Consider the following 21,044-nt stretch of genomic DNA (forward strand, 5'->3'; position numbering starts at 1 on the left):
GACACGTTCTTGAACTCGACCTGCACCGTGGCGGCGGCCGGGGTCGCGGCGCCTTCGGCGGCCGGAGCGGCCTCAGCGGCGGGCGCCGCCGGGGCAGCGGCCGGGGCCGGCGCGTCGGGGGTCATCGAACCGCCCTTGGAAGCCACCCAGGCCTCGAATTCCGGCTGGGTCACGACCTTGATTTCGATCGGCATGAAGGCGTGATCGACGCCGCACAGTTCCGAGCACTGACCATAGAAGGTGCCGGTGCGCTCAGCCTTGAACCAGGTTTCGTTGATGCGGCCCGGGATCGCGTCGATCTTCAGGCCGAAGGCCGGCAGAGCGAAGGCGTGGATGACGTCGGCGCCGGTGACCAGCACGCGGACGGTCTTGTTGACCGGAACGACCAGCGGTTCGGTCGACGCCAGGCGGAACGGAACGTCACGCTTCTTGGCTTCGTCCTCGGGCAGCATGTTCGAGACGAACTCGCCGACCTTCTGGTCCGGAAGCTCGTAGCCCCAGTACCACTGATAGCCCGTGGCCTTAACCGTGTAATCCGGCTTGGGCATGTCGTGATAGGCGAACAGCAGGCGGAACGAGAAGATCGAGATGCCCATCAGGATAAGGACGGGAACGATCGTCCAGATCACCTCGATGAGCGTGTTGTGGCTCCACTTCGCCGGAACCGGGTTCGAGCGCTTGTTGTAGCGCACGACCACCCAGATCAGCAGGCCCAGCACGAACACGCAGATCAGCGTGATGATCGGCAGCAGGATAAGATTGTGGAAATCGTGCGCAGCGTGCTTCAGCGGCGAAGCCGCCGGCTGCAGCCCGATGCCGCCTGGGGTCGGTTGCCCCATCAAATCCTCTGCGAACGCCTGGACGCCCCAGAACGCCGACGTTGCGCCCGCCGCGGCTGCCGCCGCCCACGTCCGCATGCCCTGAACCCTAGACTTCATGTCCCCTCGGTCTGCTTGGCCGGCCGCGCCTCGCGAAAGACGATCGCCCCCGCCGACTGAATCAAGACGTAGCGCCGCGCAAACCGCGAGGCCCCGCCCTTAAGCCGGGGTGCATACGCGCTCTCCCGGAGCTTGCCAAGGCGCTAAGACCCCCTATGGCGCAATGTCTCGACATGGAGACGCTTCGGATCATGGGAGCACGCCTGAAAACGGCCGTTTTCGCATAACTGCGGAAGGTTAAGCGGGCCAGTTTCCATCAAGGCGCCGCCAAACCGGGGGCTGGCGGCGGTTTGGGGTGACGATCGCAGCGCGAGCCCCTATTTCTGTGGGCTCGCCTTCCGAAAGCAGAACCGCCGATGAACGCCCTCGCTCCCGCCGCCTCGATTCTCGATTCCGTCGGAGTCGCCCCCGAACGCGCCCGCGAGATCCTCGGCGAGGCCCTGGCCGGGGCCGACGACGGCGAGCTGTTCGTCGAACGCTCCGAGAGCGAAGCGTTCCTGTTCGACGACGGACGGCTGAAATCGGCGTCGTATGATTCGTCCGAAGGTTTCGGCCTGCGGGTGGTGGCCGGCGAGACCGCCGGCTACTCGCACTCGAGCGAGGTTTCCGAGGCCGCGATCAAGCGCGCGGCGTCGTCGTCGTCGCTGGCCAAGCGCGGCTACTCCGGCGTGTCGGCCGACGGCCCGCGCGCCACCAACACCAAGCTCTATGGCGAGGACGATCCCACCGCCTCGCCCGCCTTTGGGGACAAGGTCGCCCTGCTGCAGGAGATCGACGCCTGGGTGCGGGCGCGCGACCCGCGCGTCGTGCAGGTGATGGCCAGCATCGCCGGTGAGCGGCGGATCGTGGAGATCCTGCGCGCCGACGGCCGGCTGATCCGCGACGTGCGCCCGCTGTGCCGGGTGAACGTCCAGGTCACCATGGAAAAGGACGGCAAGCGCGAGAGCGGCTATTCGGGCGCCGGCGGCCGCGCCGGCTTCGACGCCTGGATCGCGCCCGACAAGTGGCAGTCCCAGGCCGACGAGGCCATCCGCCAGGCGCTGGTCAATCTCGACGCCGTCCCCTGCCCGGCCGGTGAGATGGACGTGGTGCTCGGCCCGGGCTGGAACGGCGTGCTGCTGCACGAGGCGGTCGGCCACGGGCTGGAGGGCGACTTCAACCGCAAGGGCACGTCGGCGTTCTCCGGCAAGATCGGTCAGCGCGTCGCCGCCCCCGGCGTCACCGTCTTCGACGACGGCACCCTGCCCGGCCGCCGCGGCTCGCTGACCGTAGACGACGAGGGCACCCCGACCGAGCGGACCATCCTGATCGAGGACGGCATCCTGGTCGGCTACATGCACGACCGGATGAGCGCGCGGCTGATGGGCATGGAAGCGACCGGCAACGGACGGCGCCAGTCATACGCCCACATGCCGATGCCGCGGATGACCAACACCGCCATGCTGGGCGGCCAGCACAAGCGCGAGGAGATGATCGCCTCGACCAAGCGCGGCCTCTACTGCGCCAACTTCGGCGGCGGCCAGGTGGACATCACCAACGGCAAGTTCGTCTTCCAGTGCACCGAGGCCTACCTGATCGAGGACGGCAAGATCACCACGCCGGTCAAGGGCGCGACCCTGATCGGCGACGGCCCCTCGGCCCTGACCCGGGTGACGATGATCGGCGACGACTTCGACTTCGACGCCGGCGTCGGGGTCTGCGGCAAGTCCGGCCAGAGCGTGCCGGTCGGGGTCGGCCAACCGTCGCTGAAACTGACCGGCCTGACGGTGGGAGGCACCAGCATCTAGACGCTGGACCGTTCGGCGACCGCGGAACATGTCGCCGATTTAATCCACCTTTCCGGGATTTAATTGGCCTCTCGCGGCCCCCACAGGTCACCTGCAGGTGATCTCTGGGGGAATTGTTACATGCTCGTTTCGGCCTTGGCCTCAGCCCTTGCGCTCGTCGCGCCCGATGCGGCGCAGGACGCCGCCGCGCCGTCGGCCGCCGCGGCCGAACAGTCTCCGTCCCAGAGCCAAGGCGTCATTCGCTATCCGCCGGAGTTCTTCGCCGCCGCCCAGCCGACCACCGCGCTCGACATGCTCCTGCGGCTGCCGGGCTTCAACATCGACACGGGCGACTCGGTTCGCGGTTTCGAAGGCGCCGCGGGAAACGTGCTGATCGACGGCCGGCGACCGGCCACCAAGACCGACAACCTCGAGGAAATTCTCCGCCGGATTCCGGCCTCTCAGGTGGCCCGCATCGACCTCATCCGCGGCGGCGCGCCGGGCGTCGACATGCAGGGCAAGTCGGTGCTGGCCAGCGTCATTCGAAAGGATGGCGGCGGCTTTCGCGGTCTGGTCGCTCTGTCGGGCCGCGCAGTCTATGACGGCCGCAACACCGTCAGCGGGCGCGTCGAGCTGTCGGGCGGCAGCGCCGCGCGCACCTGGGAAACGTCGCTCAACATCGGCAAGGGCATCGACGACGGTTCCGGAGAGGGACCCGGCTTGCGCGCCGGGCCGGGCGGCGCGGTGATCCAGCAGTCAGAAATCGACCAGGAGGGCGACACCATCCAGACGACGGCTACGGCCGCCTACTCGACACCGCTCGCCGGCGGAACCTTCAAGCTCAACGGCCGGGTCTTCGACGACAATTTCAAGTTCGACGAGGTGAACCACATCGTCTTCCCGACCGACCGGATCGAAAAGACCGTCGAGCATTACGACGAATTGGAATCCGAACTGGGCGCCAGCTTCCTGCGCGACTTTGGAAGCAAGACCACCCTGGAGGTCATCGGTCTGCGCCAAGACGCCCAGGTCGACATCGTCTCGGACTTCTCGGCCGGCGCCCGAAACGCCAACTTCACCCTGGACCGCACGACCAGCGAGACGATCGGCCGCGCCGTGCTGAAGCACCGCCCCAGCGACAAACTCTCGCTCGAAGGCGGCGCCGAGGTGGCGATCAACGTTCTGGAGAGCGAGACCGCGTTCGCGGAGAACGGCGTGGCGATTCCCCTGCCCGCGGCGAACGTGCGGGTGCAGGAGGATCGCGGCGAGGCGTTCGTGAAGGCGGTCTGGCGTCCCAGCGCGATCTGGACGCTTGAAGGCGGCCTTCGCTACGAAGCCTCCGCCATTGAATCCAGCGGCGACGTGAGCCTGGAAAAGACGCTCTACTATCCCAAGCCGCGGCTGGCGGCGACGTGGGCGCCGAATAAGTCGACCCAGCTGCGCTTCCGGTTCGAGCGGATGGTCGACCAGCTCGACTTCGATGACTTCGTCGCCGACTCCTCGCTGAACACCGGGGTCGTCACCGCCGGCAACCCGGACCTCGTGCCCGAACAGGCCTGGGTCACCGAGGGCGCCGTCGAGCAGCGCTTCAAGGGCGGCGCCGTGCTCGTCCTGACTGCCCGGCATTACGCGATCTCCGACGTGGTCGACCGCGCGCCGGTCTTCACCCCGGCCGGCGTCTTCGACGCGCCCAGCAACATCGGCGACGGGACGAAGGACGAACTGGCCCTGACGCTCAGCCTGCCGTTGGCGCCGTTCGGCTTCAAGGGCGCGACGATCCGCGGCGAGTCGACGTGGCGGAGGTCGGAGGTCAACGACCCGACCACCGGTGAAGCGCGGGAGATCTCGGGCCTGCACCCGGTCGATTGGGAGATCCATTTCACCCACGACCTGCCGGCCTATCGCACCAACTGGGGCGTCGACCTCTACGGCGGCTGGCGCGAGAGCTACTACCGCTTCGACGAGATTTCGACCGACAAGCTGAAGCCGTTCATGGTGCTTTTCGCCGAGTGGAAGCCGCGCTCGGATATCGTGATACGCGCCGAAGTCCAGAACGCGACCTCGCGCGGCTTCCGTCACACGCGCACCGTCTATGACGGGCCCCGCAACACGGCCGACGTGCTGTTCGTGGACGACCGCGACATCCAAATCGGCTCGATCTACTGGATGCGGGTGCGCAAGACGTTCGGCGCCTAGGCGGTCCGCGACGGCAAAAGAAAAGGGCCGGAGGCGGCGACGCCTCCGGCCCTTCCTGTCAGCGCTTCGCGCCGGAGGTCCTAGTTCTCGCGGTCGGCCCGGATCGCCGCAGGGCTGACGGCCTGGCGCTCGCCGTCCAGCACCGGAGCGATCGGCTCAGGCTGGGCGTGGGCCGGATCGTTGGCTCCGTGGGCCCAGTGCTTGATGAAGAAGCTCAGCACCACGAACACCACGCCGACGCCGACACCGGCCCAGCCGAGCTTGTTGAAGCCGTCCATGGACGTGGCCAGCGCCGCAGCCGGATCCAGCACCTGGCCGCCGACCGTCTCGGTCCCCATCGCGCCGGCGATGGCGCCGCCGACGAACTGGGCGATGGACGAGGCCAGGAACCACACCGCCATCATGAACGAGACCACCGAGGCCACCGAAAGCTTGGTGATCTCGGACAGGCCCACCGGCGAGAGGAAGAGCTCGCCCGTGGTGTGCAGCATGTAGAGCAGCGCCAGCATGATCAGCGGCAGGCGGTAGTTGTCGTCGGCCAGGCCCTGGGCCCAGACCACGACCAGGAAGCCGAGGCCGACCTGCAGCAGGCCGAAGCCAAACTTCAGCGTCGGGTTCGGATCGCGGCCGCGCGCGCCGAGCCAGGCCCACAGCGCCGCGAAGATCGGCGCGAAGATGAGGATGAAGCCGGCGTTGAACGACTGGGTCTGGGCCGCTGAGATGCCCATCAGGTCGACGTTGCGGGCGGCGAACAGGTTCAGCGAAGTGCCGGCCTGTTCGAACAGGGTGAAGAACACCACCGAGCCGAAGATCAGCACCAGCGCCAGCATCATCCGCTCGCGCTCGATCTTGCCGCACTTCACGACCAGGAAGTAGGCGATGAACGCCAGCGCCAGGACGGTCGAAATGCCAAGCGCCCAGCCGACCAGCTGGTTGCTCTGCACCAGCAGCCAGATCGGGGCGACGCCGAGGATGGCGAGGATGTAGATCAGCCATTCGCGGTTGATCGGGCCCGCGATCGGGGCCTTCAGCAGCTCGAGGTTCGGCGGCTCGCCCTTGCCTTGCAGCAGCGGCTTGCCGAGCACGAAGACGACCCAGCCCAGCGCCATGCCGACGCCGGCGAGGCCGAAGCCCGCCCACCAGCCGACCGTCTGGCCGAGCAAACCGCAGAGCACCGAGGCCCAGAAGGCCCCAAGATTGATGCCGTAGTAGTAGAGGGTGAAGCCGGAATCCCGGCGCGGGTCGCCCTGCGGATAGAGCTGGCCGACGATGGTCGAGATGTTCGGCTTCAGGAAGCCGACGCCCATGATGATCAGCGAAACCGCCAGGTAGAACGCGTTCTTGCCGAGCGGATCGACCTGCTTCTCCATGGTGTAGCTGTCCTTGGGGAGGACGGTGGGCAGCGGGCCGCCGGCCTGCAGACCCTTGATCTCCAGGCCGCCGCCCTCAGCGGGACCGAAGTCATAGGCCTTGTCGCCGACCATCAGTTTGACGGTCCGCGATTCCATCCGCCCCTCGGCGACGACCTCGTACTTCTGACCACCATAGACGAGCTGCTGGGTCGCAGGCTTGCCCTCGACCGCCATGGTCAGGTGACCGGCGACGAGCAGCAGGGCGCCGAAGGCCACCGCCTTGCGGGTGCCGAGATAGCGGTCGGCCAGCAGGCCGCCGATCAGCGGCAGCAGGTAAACGAGGCTGGTGTATGAGCCGTATTGCGCCCCGGCGGTGGCGTCGTCGAACAGCAGATGCTGCGTCAGGAAGAAGATCAGGATGCCGCGCATCCCGTAGTAGGAGAACCGCTCCCACATCTCGGCGAAGAACAGGATGATCAGTCCTCGCGGATGCTGTTTCAGCAACTGCATGAGGACGGGGATCCCGGTCGCCAACGTAATGACGATCCCCAAAAGGATTACGATGTTCATGAGGGCGGTGTTCCGATTCCTTGGTCTGCCGGCTCGTTGAAGGGGGTCGTTTTCGCCCCCGCCGGCTAATTTGGCGGGAGAAGATCACGCAGCCGGGTCGAGCACAAGCAATCGGGCGCCTGAAGCTTGGCAATGAGGGAGCCTGCACCCCACCTTGAGCGTTGCATCTGCACGAAGGAGGAGCGTCCCATGCTGACCCCCGGTCCCGACCATCCCATCGAGATCACCCCGGCCAAGACCCGCTGGCGCGTCATGTACGGGGAGCACGTGATCGCCGACAGCGGCGACGTCCTGATCCTGACTGAGGCCAGCTATGCGCCGGTCGCATACTTCCCGCGGTCCGACGTCTCGATGGAGTACTTCTCGCGCTCCGACCGCCAAACCCATTGTCCGTACAAGGGCGACGCCGCCTACTACACGATCCTGATGGACGGGCGGTTCGCCGAGAACGCGGTCTGGACCTACGAGGAGCCGTATCCGGCGATGGACGCCATCCGCGGCCGGCTGGCCTTCTATCCGGACAAGGTCGAGGTCTATGCGGTCGAGGACGTGCTGGTCGACCGCAAGCACCCGCATGCGGCGGTGGATCAGATCGTCCAGCATACCGACAGCGGCTCGGGCGCAAGCCAGCGCGACCATTGGCCGCCGAACGTCACCTCGCCCTCGCCCCAGGGCTAGCCCTAGTCAGGCGCGCGGTCCGGGCCATTCCGGCCGCGCGTCCGGATCCTCCAGCGTCATGCCGACGCCCTCGGTGGCGCGCACCGGAACTGAGCCCGGATCGAAGCCGTCCAGACAGAAGACGTTGATGCCAAAGTGATCGGGCGCTGATCGCTTGCGGTGGAAGGTGTAGATCCCGCAGCGGCTGCAGAAGTAGTGCCGCGCCCGGCGCGTGTTCCAGCGATAGAGCGAGAGCACGTCCTCGCCCGCCGTGATGGTCAGGGCGCTCTCATGCACCTTGGCCATGACGGCGTTCTTCTTCACACACAGCGAGCAGTCGCAGGTGGTGAGTTCGGTGATCTCCGCCTCGACCTGGAAGCGCACGGCCCCGCAGTGGCACGAGCCGGCCAGCATGGTCAGTAGGCGAAGTCTTCGAACACCCGGCGCACGTCGCCCTTCCACGGGCCGTTGTAGAGCTCGAGCAGGCGCTCGGCCGGGGTGATCCCGCTGTCGGCGATCTCTTCCAGCTCGGCCAGATAGCCGCTCTCGTCGACCATGCCGGCGCTGAGCCGATTGCGGTTCTTCAGGCCCTGCTTGGCGATGGCGACCATGTCCTTGGCCACGTCCTGGACGCTGCGGCCGTTGACCTGCGCCTTGAGGCCGAGACGCGCGACGTCGGCGCGCAGGCGCTCATGGTCCTCGACCTGCCAATCCTTGCAGAGGTCCCAGGCGGCGGCGAGCGCAGCCTGGTCGTAGAAGATCCCCGCCCACAGCGCCGGCAGAGCGCACAGGCGGCTCCAGGGGCCGGAGTCTGCGCCGCGCATCTCAAGGTACTGCTTGAGGCGCACTTCCGGGAAGGCGGTGGTGGTGTGGTCGGCCCAGTCCTTGAGGCTGGGGCGGTCGCCGGGCAGTTCGGCCAGTTCGCCGGCCATGAACTTGCGGAACGACTTGCCGGCCAGATCGACGTACTTGCCGTCGCGCTTGGCGAAGTACATGGGCACGTCGAGCGCATAGTTGGCGTAGGTCTCGTAGCCGAAGCCGTCGGCGAACACGAAATCCAGCATGCCGGTGCGGTCCGGATCGGTGTCGGTCCAGACGTTGGCCCGAGCCGACAGGAAGCCCGACGGCTTGCCCTCGATGAACGGCGAATTGGCGAACAGCGCGGTGGCGATCGGCTGCAGCGCCAAGCTAGTGCGGAACTTGGCCACCATGTCGGCTTCCGAGCCGAAGTCGAGATTGGCCTGGACCGTACAGGTGCGGAACATCATGTCGAGGCCGAGCTTGCCGACCTTGGGCATGTACTCGCGCATGATCTTGTAGCGGCCCTTGGGCATGACCGGGATCTCATCCCGACGCCAGAGCGGGGTGAAGCCGAGGCCGAGGAAGCCGAGACCGAGTTCATCGGCGACTGTCTTCACCTCCGTGAGGTGCTGGCCGGTCTCCTCGCAGATCTCGTGCATGGTCTCCAGCGGCGCGCCGGAAAGTTCGAACTGGCCGCCGGGCTCGAGGCTGACATTGGCCATGCCGCGTTCCAGGGCGATGATGTTTTCGCCCTCGTAGACGCCCTTCCAGCCGAATCGGGTCAGGCCGTTGAGCAGCGCCTGAATGCCGGCAGGACCCTCGTAGGGAATCGGTTCGGCGGTGCCCAGGCGGAACACGAACTTCTCGTGTTCGGCGCCCACACGCCAAGCGCTGGCGGGCTTTTCTCCTGCCTCGAACCAGCGGACCAGGTCCTCCAGCGTGAGGGGACGCTCGTCGGTCACGACGTCGGCCATCTCGTTCTCCAGCCCAATCCAGCCCAAAGCGGCGCGATCTTTACGCCGCTCAGACAGGTGGGCGCAATTCAGGAAACCTCAAGGCTACGCCAATCGCCCTGAGCAGCTTGCCAAAGAGTAAGCGCGCTGATGGCGGCGGTGTCGGCCCGCAGGATCCGTGGCCCTAGGGTAGCGGGCGTGGCGTAGGGAAGGTTCCGCAGGGCTTCGCGCTCGGCCGGCGAGAAGCCGCCCTCGGGCCCGATCAGGATCGCCCAAGGCGCGGGCGACGCGCCGTCGAGGGCCGCCAGCACCGGATTGGCGTCGCCGGCCTCGTCGCAGAACAGCAGCCGGCGCGGGACGTCCCAGCCCTCGATGAGCTTGGAGAGCTTCACCGGTTCGAAGACTTCCGGCACGTCGAGGCGGCCGGTCTGCTCGGCGGCCTCGGCGGCGATGGCGCTCAGCCGGTCGACGCGGGTGCGCTCGGCGTTGGTGCGCTCGGTGATCACCAGCCGCACCCGGCGGGCCCCCAGCTCGGCGGCCTTCTCAACGATGGTCTCGACGCGCGAACGCTTGACCAGGGCGATCACGAGGTCGAGGTCCGGACCGAAGGCCTGGGGCCGTTCCTGCGCCGTCGGACGCAGGATCACGCCGCGCTTGCCGGCCACCTCGATCACGGCGCGCCACTCGCCGTCCCGGCCGTTGAAGACCAGCACCTCGTCGCCGACAGCCCGGCGCATGACCGAGGTCAGATAGTGGCTCTGCCCGTGATCGAGCCCGAGGGCGACGTCCTGGGAAAGATCGGCGGCGACGTGAAGACGGATCATGCACGAGGTTCTAGCCCTGGGCGGCCGTTCAGGACTAGGCTTCGATCCATGGCGAAGTCAGACAACGGCGATGACGCGTACGAGGCCGAGCTCGCGAAGCTGCAGCTGGCCCTGGTGCGCTACCAGCAGCACGCGATGAAGGCGGGCGACAAGGTGCTGGTGATCTTCGAGGGCCGTGATGCGGCCGGCAAGGACGGCACGATCAGCCGGATCACCGAGCACATGTCGATCCGCGCCACCCGGGTCGTGGCGCTGCCCAAGCCCACCGAGCTGGAATCCAGCCAGTGGTACTTCCAGCGCTATGTCCCGCACCTGCCGTCCGCCGGCCAGGTCGTGATCTTCAACCGCTCCTGGTACAACCGCGCCGGGGTCGAGCGGGTCATGGGCTTCGCCAGCCACAAGGACCAGGAGATCTTCCTCCGCGACGTGCCGCATTTCGAAGAGATGTTGGTCGAGAGCGGCCTCAAGCTGGTGAAGATCTGGCTCGACATCAGCCGAAAGGAACAGGGCGAGCGGCTGAAGGAGCGGCGCGAAGACCCGTTGAAGGCGCTGAAGACCAGCCCTCTCGACGACGTCGCCCAGGAGAAGTGGACCGACTACAGCGCCGCCCGCGACACGATGCTGACCCGCACCCACCAGGCGGCCGCGCCCTGGACCTGCGTGGTCACGGACAAGAAGAAAGTCGCGCGCATCAACGTCATGCGCCACCTGATCAAGACCATCGCGCCGGACGACATCGCCGAGAGCGTCGAGGCGCCCGACGAGCACGTGCTGTTCCCGTTCGAGATCGGCGCGATCGCCGAGGGCCGGCTGAACAAGTAGCCGCAGGTGACTGGGGTGGAGGATATCTCGGCCCGCGAGGCGAGGCGCATCGCGCTGGCCGCGCAGGGGTTCGCCGACCGGCGGCCGACCGCGCCCGGCAAGAGGCATCTGCTGAAGACCATCGAGCGGCTGGGCGTCGTGCAGATCGACTCGGTCAATGTGGTGTCGCGCACCCACTACCTCCCGATGTTCTCGCGCCTGGGCGCCTACCCGCGGCCCCTGCTGGAGGAGATCGCCTGGGGCCGGCGCCCCGCCCTGGTCGAGTACTGGGCGCATGAGGCCTCGCTGCTGCCGGCCGCGACGCATCGGCTGTTGCGCTGGCGGATGGACGACGCCCGCGCCGGGGTCGGCGTCTGGAAGGGCGTCGCCCGCTTCCTGAGCAGCCACGGCGACTTCATCGACAAGTGCCTGGCCGAGATCGAAACCCGCGGGCCGATGCCGGCGTCCGAGCTCAGCCTCGGCGCCAAGGGCGCCGGCAGCTGGTGGGGCTGGAGCGAGGGCAAGCGGGCGCTGGAGTGCCTGTTCTGGGTCGGCGACCTGACCACCGCCACGCGGCGCGGGACCTTCGAGCGGGTCTACGGCCTGCCCGACAAGGTGCTGCCCAAGGCGGCCCTCGAGGAACCGCCGCCGCGCGAGGAGGCCCAGCGCGAGCTGTTGCGGATCGCCGCGCGCGCCCAGGGCGTGGCCACCGAGCGCGACCTGCGCGACTACTTCCGGATGGGCGTGGCCGAGACCAAGGCGCGGATCGCCGAGCTGGTCGAGGCCGGCGACCTGATCCCGGTGAAGGTGAAAGGCTGGGACAACGGGGCCTATCTGCACGCCGAGGCGCGACGCCCGCGGAAGATCACCGCCAACGCCCTGCTCTCGCCGTTCGACAACCTGATCTGGTTCCGCGAGCGGACCGAGCGGCTGTTCGGGACCAAGGTGCGGCTGGAGATCTACACCCCGGCCCACAAGCGCGTGCACGGTTACTACGTGCTGCCATTCCTCCAGGGCGAGGCGATCACCGCGAGGGTCGACCTGAAGGCCGAGCGCAAGAAGGGCCTGCTGATGGTCCAGGCGGCCCACGCCGAGCCGGGCGCCGACGCGGCGACGCCGACCCTGCTGGCCGGCGAGCTGAAGGTGATGGCAGGCTGGCTGGGCCTCGACCGGGTCGAGGTCGCGCCGAAAGGGGATTTGGCCGGAGCGCTGGCGAGCGCGCTGTCCTGAGTTCCTCCCCTTCTGGGGGAGGTGGATCGAGGCGCAGCATCGAGACGGGGGCGCCTGCCGCCTCAGTCAGCCTTTCGGCCGGCAGCTCCCCAGAGGGGGAGCATCTAAGGTCCCCTACCCCTTCGGCGTCATCACCAGCCACGGCGTGGCCTGATGCCGGAACTCCCAGACCGCCAGCAGCTGGTCGAGGTGGCCCGCGCCCTTGAGGAAGTCGGGCAGCGGCAGGGTCTTGGGCTGCGGGTCCAGGCGGACGATGTCGTGGGTCGGCGTGAAGCGCTCGATCAGTCGCGCCAGGACGCCGGGCCGGTAGACGTCGTGGGTCTCGACGATCAGATCCATGCCTGCCAGGGCGGGCGAGAGGTCAGGCCGCAGCAGGTCGTCTTCCGCTCCCTCGATGTCGACCAGTACGAGGCAGCGGCGATCCTTGAAGGCCTCGAAGCCGTCGGGTGCGAAGCGCTCGCCGATGATCACCCGCTCGGACACGCCGTTCTTGGCGGCGAGGTCGGCGCAGGCGGTTCGGGCGGTCTCCTGGATGTCGAAGGCGTGGACGGTGACGCCCGGCATCATCCGCGCCAGCCCGACGGCGTAGTAGCCCTCAGCGCAACCGACATCGATGACGCAATCGAGCGCCTTTTCGGCGAAGCGCTGCAGATAGGGATGCAACTCGGACTCGTAGGTGCCGATCAGCCGCGGCGCCAGCGCCCCCTCGGTGGCGGAGGTCACATAATCCATGCCCGCGAACGGGCCCTGCATGATCTTGGCGCCGTACTGCCGGATGTAGGCGTTGGCGATGCCGCGCGAGCGCCAGACCGCCAGCACCCGCAAGGCCATGTTCAGCTCGCGCGGGTCGGCCAGCGACGGCTCGCGCGCCAGCCGGTCCCGCAGCCACTGCACCACCTGCTCGATATAGGTCATGCGACTCCCCCCAGGGTCGATGAGTCCCTGGGGGGCATCTAACACCCGCGACGATGCGTCTGTCAGCCGTCAGACCGTCCCCTCGGCGACCGCGTGCAGACGGGCGTAGGCGCCGCCCATCTTCACGAGGTCCGCGTGGCGGCCCTCTTCGACGATGTGGCCCTGGTCGAAGACCAGAATCCGGTCGGCGTTACGCACGGTGGACAGGCGGTGGGCGATGACAATGGTCGTGCGCCCCGCCATCAGCTCCTCCATCGCCGCCTGGACGTCGCGCTCGGTTTCCACGTCCAGCGACGAGGTGGCCTCGTCGAAGACAAGGATCGGCGCATCGGCCAGGAACGCGCGCGCAATCGCCACCCGCTGCCGCTCACCGCCCGACAGTTTCACCCCGCGCTCGCCGACCAGGGTCTTGTAGCCCTGAGGCAGCCTGGTGATGAACTCGTGCGCCCGCGCCCGGCGCGCCGCGAGCGCGACCTCCTCGGTCGTCGCGTCGGGACGGGCATAGGCGATGTTGTCGGCGATGCTCCGGTGGAACAGCGCCGGGTCCTGCGGCACCACGGCGATGGCTCGGCGAAGCGAGCCCTGCTGGACGCCGGCGATGTCCTGGCCGTCGATCAGGATCCGGCCCTCGTCCAGGTCGTAGAGCCGCTGGACCAGCTTGACGAAACTGGACTTGCCCGAGCCAGTCGGGCCGACCAGGGCGACGCGCTCGCCGGGACGGATGGTCAGGGAGAAGTTCCGGAACAGCGGCTCGGTCACCGACTTGTAGCGGAAGGTGGCGTTCTCGAAGACCACTTCGCCCAACTGACCGGCCAGCGGCGCGGCGCCCGGACGGTCGGCGACCTGAGGCTCGATCTCGGCGAAGCGAGCCACGTCCTCGACGTCGTCCAGCCCCTTCTGCAGCATGCGGACGTTCTCGCCGATGTTGCGAAGATAGCCGCTCATCACCAGGAAGGCCGTGATGCCGAAGGCGACGTCGCCGGGGGTGGCCTTGCCCTGCGCCCAGAGCAACAGCAGCAGGCCGGTGAGCCCGCCCTGCAACACTGCCAGCAGCATGTTCTGAATGAGCCAGAGGTCGGTGAACCGGTTCCAGGTGCGCACAACCGCCCCGCGCCAGGTCTCGGTGATTTCGCCGATGCGGGCGCTCTCGCGGGCCTCGGCGCCGAAGCTGCGAACCGTGGCGTTGCCGGTGACGGAGTCGGCCAGCGCCCCGCCGATCCGCGAGTCCAGCGCCACCGACCGCTGGTTCAGCGGCCGGCCGTACTTGGCCGTGAGGATGACGTTGGAGGCGATGTACAGGCTGACGACGGCCAGCGAGAACAGGCCGACCATCGGCCAGCGGACGATCATCATGCCCGATATGCCGATGAGCACGAGCAGGGCCGGCCCGATCCACATGACGATGGCGTCCGAGACCATGTCGTAGCCCCACATCGCCCGCGACAGCCGGCGCACGGTGGCGCCGGCGAAGGCGTCGGCGTGCCAGTCGGCGGAAAACGACTGGATGCGTGCGAAGCCTTCGTCGGTCAGGTCGCGCATGTTCAGCGCCGCCAGCGGGTTCCAGAACTTGTTGGCGATGTTCCGCACCACCGACAGCACCAGATAGAGCCCGACGAACACCGCCCAGGCGCCCCAGGCGACGTTCGCCGCCTGGGGGCCTTCGGCGACGGCGTCGACCAGCCGGCCGGCGGCCAGCGGGATGGCCATGTCGGCGGCGATGGCCAACAGCGTGAAGAACGTCATGCCGCTCAGCAGTCCAGGCCGGCGCAGCCAGTAGCGCATGACGAAGCCGATGACCCTATGGTTGGGCAGGGTCCGCTGCTTCTGGTCCTCGGCGTCTTCGTAGTGGTCGGTCACTGCTCGATTCCTTCGGTCACGGCGTGAAGCCGCGCATAGGCGCCGCCCTTGTCGATCAGTTCGGCGTGGCGGCCTTCCTCGACGATCCGGCCGCGGTCGAAGACCAGGATCCGGTCGGCGCCGCGGATGGTCGACAGCCGGTGGGCGATGACGATGGTCGTACGGCCGACCATCAGCTCCTCCATCGCCGCCTGCACCTGACGCTCGGTCTCCACGTCCAGCGACGAGGTGGCCTCATCGAGGACCAGGATCGGCGCGTCGGCCAGGAAGGCGCGGGCGATGGCCACGCGCTGGCGCTCGCCGCCCGACAGCTTCACGCCGCGCTCGCCGACCGGCGTGTCGTAGCCGTTGGGCAGGCGGGTGATGAAGTCGTGGGCGCGGGCGCGCTTGGCGGCCAGCATCACCTCGTCCGGAGTCGCCTCGGGCCGGGCGTAGGCGATGTTCTCGGCGATGCTGCGATGGAACAGGGCCGGGTCCTGCGGCACCACCGCGATGGCGCGGCGCAGACTGTTCTGGCCGACCTTCGAGATGTCCTGGCCGTCGATCAGGATCCGGCCGCCCTGTACGTCGTACAGGCGCTGGATCAGCTTCACGAAGGTGGACTTGCCCGCCCCCGTCGGACCGACCAGGGCGATGCGCTCGCCCGGCGCCACGATCAGGGTGAACCCCTCGTAGAGCGGCCGCGGCTGGTTGGCGTAGCCGAAGGTCACGCGGTCGAAGATCACCTCGCCGAGGTCGCCGCGGAACGGCCGCGCCTCGGCATGGTCGTTCAGCTGCGGTTCGGTGCGCATATAGGTGGCCACGTCCAGCATGTCGTCCAGGCCCTTCTGGAGCATCTGGGTGATCTCGCTGAAGTTGCGCATGTAGCCGGCCATGACGATGAACGAGGTGATCGCGAAGGCCACGTCGCCCGGCGTCGCCTGCCCCTGAGCCCAGGCATGGACCAGGAACCCGGTCAGGCCCGCCTGCAGGATGATGAGCAGCAGGTTCTGGCCCAGACCCACGACGTTGAAGCGGTCCCAGGTCTTGTTGACCGCCCAGCGCCAGGCGTCCGCCGTCTGCGCGAAGCGCTCGGCCTCGCGGTCCTCGGCCCCGAAGCTCTTGACCGTCGGGTTCGCCCCGATGGCGTCGGCCAACGCCGCCCCGATCTCGGAGTCGAGGGCGGTTGAACACAGGTTGGCCGGCCGCACGAAGTGCACCGACATCAGGATGTTGTAGGTCGCGAACACCGCGATCACGACGGCGACGAACAGGCCCGCCAGCGGCCAGCGCAAGCCCAGCGAGATGGCCAGACCGCCCAGCACCAGGACGGTCGGCAACAGCATGGCGATCAGGGCGTCGGCGGCGCTGTCATAGCCCCACATCGCGCGGCTGACCCGCCGCACCGTGGCGCCGGCGAAATTCGAGGCGTGCCAGTCGGACGAGAAGGCCTGCACGCGGGCGAAGCCTTCCTTGACCATCCGCGACATGATCCGGGCATAGAAGCCGTTCATCACCCGGAACATGCTGGTCCGCGACATGTAGAACACGAGGTAGAGGCCAGACAGCGAAGCCCAGGCGATCCAGGCCGCGTCGGTCACCTTCTCCGGACTGGAGACGGCGTTGATCAGGCCGCGGGTGGCCCAGGGGATCGAGAGGTCGCAGACCGTCGCCACCAGGCCGAAGCCGATGATCAGCGCGAACTTCTTCGGCTCGCGCATCCAGTGCCCGGCCATGAAGCCGAGCACCTGGCGATTGGTCAGGGTTCGGGGACGGTCGAGGTCGTCGTCGAGAATGTCGGTCATGACGGATTTCACAAATCGGCCCGGCATGCCGCCGGGGGTAAATTGAGACATCGAGGGTGGGCGCCGGGGCCCGTGGGGGAGCACGGGCCCCAGCGCCGCTGCCGCGCCCCTAGGCGGGTCGCCGGGCCTCGAAATTGAGTATTCGGCTCGACCGGCCGGGCGGCCGCCCGGGCTGGTGATCGGCGCCGACGGAGATGTCCGTGAAGCCCGCCGCGGCGAGCGCCAGTTCTAACTCCTTCAGGCCCCAGAGCCGGAAGGCCATCACCTCCAGCTCGGTCTCCACCAGCCGGCCGTCGCGCCAGCGCTCGTAGCGGTCGTGAGTGACCCGGCGCTGACGGACGAGATCGATCTCCACGGCCCGGCCCTCGATCCGCAGGACGTCGCCCGAGGGCGTGGTCCAGGTGCGGATGTCCGGCCGTTCGTTGGTCAGGTAGCCGAGCGGCATCAGGTCGATCATCAGCCGCCCGCCCGGGCGGAGGTGATCGAAGAACCGCTTGAGCACCGCCAGCGCCTCGGCGAAATCGTCCAGCAGGGTGAAGGTCCCGGCCGGCACAAGGATCGCGGCGAAGTCGTGGTCGTAGCCGAAGTCCTGGAACCGCGCCTGGCGGAGCGCGGGCGCAAGGCCGCGCGCGGCGCAGTGGCGGGCGCAGGAGGCCAGCATGTCGGCGGAACGGTCGAAGCCCTCCACCTCCAGCCCAGCCTCGAGCAGCGGGATCAGCAGGCGGCCGGTTCCAACCCCGGCCTCCAGGATCGGGCCGTCGGCTCCGGCCAGCCGCTCCAGATAGAACGGCACGTCGGGCAGCGAGCCGGGCGGTTTGTCGAGATCGTAGACCTCGGTGCACATCGCCCCGTAGCGATTGGGTTGCGGGGCGTTCGTCGGGACCGAAATGGGTTCGGCGATGGACATGTCGTCGTCTTTCGAGACGGACGGATTGCGCGCGTTGCGAAGGCGGAATCCGTGGAATCTGGGAACGCCAGGGCGGCGCGACGGATCGCGCTGGCATGCTGGCGATGGAGGAGCAGATCAGCCCGCTGGCGGGGCCGGGCGCGACCTAGTCGCGGAACCGTCCTGCATAGGCGATCACGGCGACAAGCGGCATCTGCAGGCGATGATTTACTGCTTTCACGATGATCACCTCCCTGTCAGATGGTTGCGGGGCCGGACGACGACGGGATGCAAACTGCGCGCATGGATTTGCCCTGTCAATCGCAATGACCGGCGTTATTTCACCTGCACCGCCTAGTTGCAGTCGAGGAGTGGCCGCGACGCCACAGGCGGAGTAAAGCCAGCCCATGACCGCCCAACTGCCCGACGCCGCGCCCAGCAACTGGGTCGATCGCCACGCGCCCGCCGCCCTGCAGCCTTGGCTGAAGCTCGGCCGCTTCGACCGGCCGGCCGGCATCTGGCTGCTGATGCTTCCGGGCTGGCAGGGCGCGGCGCTGGCTGCGGCGATGGACGGCAAGCTGCCCGACCCGCTGCTGCTCGCGAAGATCTTCATCGGGGCGGCGCTGATGCGGGCGGCGGGCTGCGCGTTCAACGACATCGTCGACCGCGACTTCGACGCCAAGGTGGCGCGCACCGCCATGCGGCCGGTGGCTTCCGGCCAGATCAGCGTGGCGCAGGCCTGGAGCTTCATCGTCGCCTGCAGCCTGGTCTCGCTGGGACTGCTGCTCAGCATGACGCCGCTGGCCGTGGGTCTTGGCGTCGCCTCGCTGGCGCTGGTCGCAGGCTATCCGTTCATGAAGCGCATCACCTGGTGGCCTCAGGCGTGGCTCGGCCTGACCTTCAATTGGGGCGCGCTGCTCGGCTTCGCGGCGGCGACCGGATCGGTCGGCGCCTATGGCTGGCTGGCGGCGCAGGCCGGCGGCGTGGTCCCAGCCGAACAACTGGAGATCGGCCGACTGACCCTGGCGGCGGCGCTGCTCTACGCCTCGGGGATCTTCTGGACGCTCGGCTACGACACGATCTACGCGATCCAGGACCTGGAGGACGACGCCCTGGCCGGGATCAAGTCGTCGACCCGACGACTGGGCGCGAACGTCAAGAAAGGCGTGCTGGTCTTCTACGTGCTGAGTTTCGCCTTGGCGCTGGCGGCGGCCTGGGCCGGAGACCTGGGCCCGCTGTTCCTGCCGCTGGCGGCGCTGTTCGGGATGCACCTGTCACGGCAGGCCGCCCGCGTCGACGTCAATGACGGGCCCTCGGCGCTGGCGTTGTTCAAGTCCAACCACCTGGCCGGACTGCTGCTGTTCCTGGCGCTTGCGGCCGGAGCCTGGAAAGGCCCCGTGGCGGGGTTCTAGGCCGCCACGGGATCGGCGTCAGCCGAAGGCGGCGCGGCCGGCGCGCTCGGCGAGTGCGGCTTCCAGCCGGGCGCTGGCGTCGTGCAGCACCTCGATCGCCTGGTCGATCTCGTGACGCTGGGCCTCGAACGCCTTGATGCGTTCCTTGAACTTGCCCAGGGCCTGGGTGTTCTGAGCGATCAGGTCGTCGTCGCGCTCGTAGAGATCGAGGATGTCGCGGATCTCGGCCAGCGATAGGCCGACGTGCTTGCCGCGCAAGATCAGGGTCAGACGCGCACGGTCGCGATAGGTGTAGATGCGCGCCTGGCCTTCGCGGCTCGGCGACAGCAGCCCCTGTTCCTCGTAGTAGCGGAGCGCCCGCGGGGTCGTTCCGAACTCGCGGCAGAGCTGGGTGATCGTGAAGGTGGTCGCCGGACGGCGAAGCTTCTGGAGCATCGTTACCTCCCTGATTTGTCTCTCATGCGCGGGGCTTGTTCCGCGCCCGTCAGGTCGAAGAGTTCCCCGACCTTACGTTCACGTCAATGCTGACGTTGGGTGAGCATTGCCGCACCCCTCCCTACGGCGTGAGGATGGCGAAAACAGGGAGGACGAGACGATGGGAGAGCTGGATTTCACCGGCCAGACCGTGCTGGTCGTGGGCGGATCGAGCGGGATCGGAAACGGCGTCGCGCACGGCTTCCGGGAGCGCGGTGCGGAGGTTCACGTCTGGGGCACCCGGCCGAGCGCCGCCGACTATGCGGCGACGGAAGGCTCCGACCTCATGGGCCTGGCCTATGCGCAGGTCGACGTCGCCGACCGCGACGCCATCGCCGCCAACGTCCCGGACTTCGAGCGGCTCGACGTGCTGGTGCTCTGCCAAGGCACGGTCGTCTACCGGCGCGGCGAGTTCGAACGCGCGGGCTGGGATCAGGTCATGGCGGTCAACCTCGACAGCCTGATGGCCTGCGCCGCCAAGTTCCACGACATGCTGGCCGCAGCCAAGGGCTCGATCATCATCGTCAGCTCGGTGTCGGGGTTCCAGGCCAACCGCGGCAACCCCGCCTACGCGGCGTCCAAGGCTGGCGCCGTCAGCCTGACCAAGACCCTTGGTCAGGCCTGGGCCGGCGACGGCATCCGGGTCAACGGCCTGGCCCCCGGCCTCGTCGACACCAAGCTGACCAAGGTCACCACCGAGCATCCAGATCGGCTGCGCGGAGCTCTGAACCGCATCCCGGCCGGACGCATGGGGGAGCCGGCCGACATGGCCGGGGCGGCGCTGTTCCTCGCCTCGCCGCTGGCGTCCTACGTCGTCGGCCAGACCCTGGTCGTGGATGGAGGGCTGAGCCTGTGAGCCGCCTCAGCCGATCGATGAAGGGCGCGCGGGTGCTGGTCACCGGCGCAGGCTCGGGCATGGGCCGCGCGACGGCCGAGGTGTTCGCCGAAGAAGGCGCGCGGGTGGCGGTGACCGACCACGCCCTGGCGCCGGCCGCCGCCGTCGCCGAGGAGTTGGCGGCCCGCGGCCTCAGCGCCCGCGCCTGGAAGCTGGACGTCTCCGACGCCGCCGAGATCGCAGCCGTCGTGCCGGAAATCGCCCAGCAGCTGGGCGGGCTCGACGCGGTGATCAACAACGCCGGCATCTCGGCCTTCTCACCCATCGACAGCGACGGATACGAGGCGGTGTGGGACCGCTCGCTAGCCATCCTGCTCAGCGCCCACCAGCGGGTGATCCGAGCCGCCCTGCCGTTCCTGCGCGCCTCGTCCGCCCCGCGGATCGTCAACATCGCCTCGACCGAAGCCCTGGGCGCGACGGCGATGGACAGCCCCTACGCCGCGGCCAAGGCAGGGGTCACCGGCCTGACCCGCGCGCTGGCGGTCGAACTGGGCCGCGAGGGGATCACCGTCAACTGCATCTGCCCCGGCCCGATCGCCACCGGCATGACCGCGGCCATCCCCGACGACCAGAAGGCGGTGTTCGCTAAGCGGCGCACGGCGCTTGGCCGCTATGGCCTGCCGGACGAGGTCGCGCACATGACGCTCAGCCTGTGCCTGCCGGCGGCGTCCTACATTACCGGGGTGAGCATTCCGGTCGATGGCGGACTGATGGCGCGCAACGCCTGACGTCC

The 21,044-nt window shown here is 68.3% G+C and carries 18 protein-coding genes; 8 read left to right on the forward strand and 10 right to left on the reverse strand.

Annotated features, from left to right (window positions below; translation table 11 throughout):
- Positions 1 to 938: cytochrome c oxidase subunit II (gene coxB, locus AC1Q87_RS07075; RefSeq protein WP_492608277.1), on the reverse strand; the 938-nt coding region annotated here is incomplete at its 3' end.
- Between the two features lie 356 nt (positions 939 to 1,294).
- Here coxB and tldD point away from each other — a divergent pair.
- Entirely contained in the window at positions 1,295 to 2,725 is a 1,431-nt protein-coding gene (gene tldD / locus AC1Q87_RS07080; RefSeq protein ID WP_492608278.1) for a metalloprotease TldD, read from the forward strand.
- A 135-nt stretch (positions 2,726 to 2,860) separates the two neighbouring features.
- On the forward strand, positions 2,861 to 4,900 hold the full coding sequence (locus tag AC1Q87_RS07085) for a TonB-dependent receptor plug domain-containing protein (protein ID WP_492608279.1): 2,040 nt from the start codon (positions 2,861 to 2,863) through the stop codon (positions 4,898 to 4,900).
- Positions 4,901 to 4,980: 80 nt separating this feature from the next.
- Here AC1Q87_RS07085 and AC1Q87_RS07090 read toward each other — a convergent pair whose 3' ends face one another.
- Positions 4,981 to 6,822: a peptide MFS transporter gene (locus tag AC1Q87_RS07090; RefSeq protein ID WP_492608280.1), complete on the reverse strand. Its 1,842-nt coding sequence runs from the start codon at positions 6,820 to 6,822 to the stop codon at positions 4,981 to 4,983.
- Positions 6,823 to 7,011: 189 nt separating this feature from the next.
- Between AC1Q87_RS07090 and AC1Q87_RS07095 the strand changes: the two genes are divergently transcribed.
- Positions 7,012 to 7,500: a DUF427 domain-containing protein gene (locus AC1Q87_RS07095; protein WP_492608281.1), complete on the forward strand. Its 489-nt coding sequence runs from the start codon at positions 7,012 to 7,014 to the stop codon at positions 7,498 to 7,500.
- 6 nt (positions 7,501 to 7,506) lie between these two features.
- On the opposite strand, the gene AC1Q87_RS07100 is transcribed toward AC1Q87_RS07095, so the two are convergent.
- From AC1Q87_RS07100 to AC1Q87_RS07110, 3 genes are all read right to left on the reverse strand, one after another.
- Positions 7,507 to 7,893 carry a GFA family protein gene (locus tag AC1Q87_RS07100; protein WP_492608282.1) on the reverse strand — a complete coding sequence of 129 codons (387 nt, stop codon included), beginning with the start codon at positions 7,891 to 7,893 and terminating at the stop codon, positions 7,507 to 7,509.
- A 2-nt stretch (positions 7,894 to 7,895) separates the two neighbouring features.
- Positions 7,896 to 9,254, reverse strand: a complete 1,359-nt coding sequence (locus AC1Q87_RS07105) for a glutamate--cysteine ligase (RefSeq protein ID WP_492608283.1) — start codon at positions 9,252 to 9,254, stop codon at positions 7,896 to 7,898.
- A gap of 68 nt (positions 9,255 to 9,322) precedes the next feature.
- A complete protein-coding gene (locus tag AC1Q87_RS07110) occupies positions 9,323 to 10,057 on the reverse strand; it encodes a 16S rRNA (uracil(1498)-N(3))-methyltransferase (RefSeq protein ID WP_492608284.1) in 735 nt (244 codons plus the stop codon).
- A 48-nt stretch (positions 10,058 to 10,105) separates the two neighbouring features.
- Between AC1Q87_RS07110 and ppk2 the strand changes: the two genes are divergently transcribed.
- Both ppk2 and AC1Q87_RS07120 read left to right on the forward strand, forming a co-directional pair.
- Positions 10,106 to 10,879 carry a polyphosphate kinase 2 gene (gene ppk2, locus AC1Q87_RS07115; protein WP_492608285.1) on the forward strand — a complete coding sequence of 258 codons (774 nt, stop codon included), beginning with the start codon at positions 10,106 to 10,108 and terminating at the stop codon, positions 10,877 to 10,879.
- A 6-nt stretch (positions 10,880 to 10,885) separates the two neighbouring features.
- Positions 10,886 to 12,088 carry a winged helix-turn-helix domain-containing protein gene (locus AC1Q87_RS07120; RefSeq protein WP_492608286.1) on the forward strand — a complete coding sequence of 401 codons (1,203 nt, stop codon included), beginning with the start codon at positions 10,886 to 10,888 and terminating at the stop codon, positions 12,086 to 12,088.
- Positions 12,089 to 12,202: 114 nt separating this feature from the next.
- Here the strand turns inward: AC1Q87_RS07120 and AC1Q87_RS07125 are convergent, their stop codons facing one another.
- From AC1Q87_RS07125 to AC1Q87_RS07140, 4 genes are all read right to left on the reverse strand, one after another.
- A complete protein-coding gene (locus tag AC1Q87_RS07125; protein ID WP_492608287.1) occupies positions 12,203 to 13,003 on the reverse strand; it encodes a class I SAM-dependent methyltransferase in 801 nt (266 codons plus the stop codon).
- 69 nt (positions 13,004 to 13,072) lie between these two features.
- Positions 13,073 to 14,860 carry an ABC transporter ATP-binding protein gene (locus AC1Q87_RS07130; RefSeq protein ID WP_492608288.1) on the reverse strand — a complete coding sequence of 596 codons (1,788 nt, stop codon included), beginning with the start codon at positions 14,858 to 14,860 and terminating at the stop codon, positions 13,073 to 13,075.
- A complete protein-coding gene (locus tag AC1Q87_RS07135; protein WP_492608289.1) occupies positions 14,857 to 16,644 on the reverse strand; it encodes an ABC transporter ATP-binding protein in 1,788 nt (595 codons plus the stop codon). The genes AC1Q87_RS07130 and AC1Q87_RS07135 overlap by 4 nt, the downstream gene beginning before the upstream one ends.
- A gap of 109 nt (positions 16,645 to 16,753) precedes the next feature.
- Positions 16,754 to 17,551, reverse strand: a complete 798-nt coding sequence (locus tag AC1Q87_RS07140) for a class I SAM-dependent methyltransferase (RefSeq protein ID WP_492608290.1) — start codon at positions 17,549 to 17,551, stop codon at positions 16,754 to 16,756.
- 386 nt (positions 17,552 to 17,937) lie between these two features.
- Between AC1Q87_RS07140 and AC1Q87_RS07145 the strand changes: the two genes are divergently transcribed.
- A complete protein-coding gene (locus AC1Q87_RS07145; RefSeq protein ID WP_492608291.1) occupies positions 17,938 to 18,942 on the forward strand; it encodes a UbiA family prenyltransferase in 1,005 nt (334 codons plus the stop codon).
- Between the two features lie 18 nt (positions 18,943 to 18,960).
- Here the strand turns inward: AC1Q87_RS07145 and AC1Q87_RS07150 are convergent, their stop codons facing one another.
- On the reverse strand, positions 18,961 to 19,377 hold the full coding sequence (locus tag AC1Q87_RS07150) for a MerR family transcriptional regulator (protein ID WP_293404065.1): 417 nt from the start codon (positions 19,375 to 19,377) through the stop codon (positions 18,961 to 18,963).
- Positions 19,378 to 19,537: 160 nt separating this feature from the next.
- Between AC1Q87_RS07150 and AC1Q87_RS07155 the strand changes: the two genes are divergently transcribed.
- Both AC1Q87_RS07155 and AC1Q87_RS07160 read left to right on the forward strand, forming a co-directional pair.
- A complete protein-coding gene (locus AC1Q87_RS07155; RefSeq protein WP_492608292.1) occupies positions 19,538 to 20,272 on the forward strand; it encodes an SDR family NAD(P)-dependent oxidoreductase in 735 nt (244 codons plus the stop codon).
- Complete coding sequence (locus AC1Q87_RS07160) at positions 20,269 to 21,039, forward strand: SDR family NAD(P)-dependent oxidoreductase (RefSeq protein WP_492608293.1); 771 nt, start codon at positions 20,269 to 20,271, stop codon at positions 21,037 to 21,039. The genes AC1Q87_RS07155 and AC1Q87_RS07160 overlap by 4 nt, the downstream gene beginning before the upstream one ends.
- Positions 21,040 to 21,044 lie beyond the last annotated feature (5 nt).

Source organism: Phenylobacterium sp. GW823-FHT02A09, assembly GCF_058797775.1.

What these genes read in the sequence shown, in the direction of transcription:
- AC1Q87_RS07135 (WP_492608289.1), bottom strand. Translation starts at nt 16,644, where the DNA reads ATGACCGACATTCTCGACGACGACCTCGACCGTCCCCGAACCCTGACC.
- AC1Q87_RS07140 (WP_492608290.1), bottom strand. Translation starts at nt 17,551, where the DNA reads ATGTCCATCGCCGAACCCATTTCGGTCCCGACGAACGCCCCGCAACCC.
- AC1Q87_RS07145 (WP_492608291.1), top strand. Translation starts at nt 17,938, where the DNA reads ATGACCGCCCAACTGCCCGACGCCGCGCCCAGCAACTGGGTCGATCGC.
- AC1Q87_RS07105 (WP_492608283.1), bottom strand. Translation starts at nt 9,254, where the DNA reads ATGGCCGACGTCGTGACCGACGAGCGTCCCCTCACGCTGGAGGACCTG.
- AC1Q87_RS07090 (WP_492608280.1), bottom strand. Translation starts at nt 6,822, where the DNA reads ATGAACATCGTAATCCTTTTGGGGATCGTCATTACGTTGGCGACCGGG.
- AC1Q87_RS07155 (WP_492608292.1), top strand. Translation starts at nt 19,538, where the DNA reads ATGGGAGAGCTGGATTTCACCGGCCAGACCGTGCTGGTCGTGGGCGGA.
- AC1Q87_RS07150 (WP_293404065.1), bottom strand. Translation starts at nt 19,377, where the DNA reads ATGCTCCAGAAGCTTCGCCGTCCGGCGACCACCTTCACGATCACCCAG.
- tldD (WP_492608278.1), top strand. Translation starts at nt 1,295, where the DNA reads ATGAACGCCCTCGCTCCCGCCGCCTCGATTCTCGATTCCGTCGGAGTC.
- ppk2 (WP_492608285.1), top strand. Translation starts at nt 10,106, where the DNA reads ATGGCGAAGTCAGACAACGGCGATGACGCGTACGAGGCCGAGCTCGCG.
- AC1Q87_RS07100 (WP_492608282.1), bottom strand. Translation starts at nt 7,893, where the DNA reads ATGCTGGCCGGCTCGTGCCACTGCGGGGCCGTGCGCTTCCAGGTCGAG.
- AC1Q87_RS07125 (WP_492608287.1), bottom strand. Translation starts at nt 13,003, where the DNA reads ATGACCTATATCGAGCAGGTGGTGCAGTGGCTGCGGGACCGGCTGGCG.
- AC1Q87_RS07095 (WP_492608281.1), top strand. Translation starts at nt 7,012, where the DNA reads ATGCTGACCCCCGGTCCCGACCATCCCATCGAGATCACCCCGGCCAAG.
- AC1Q87_RS07110 (WP_492608284.1), bottom strand. Translation starts at nt 10,057, where the DNA reads ATGATCCGTCTTCACGTCGCCGCCGATCTTTCCCAGGACGTCGCCCTC.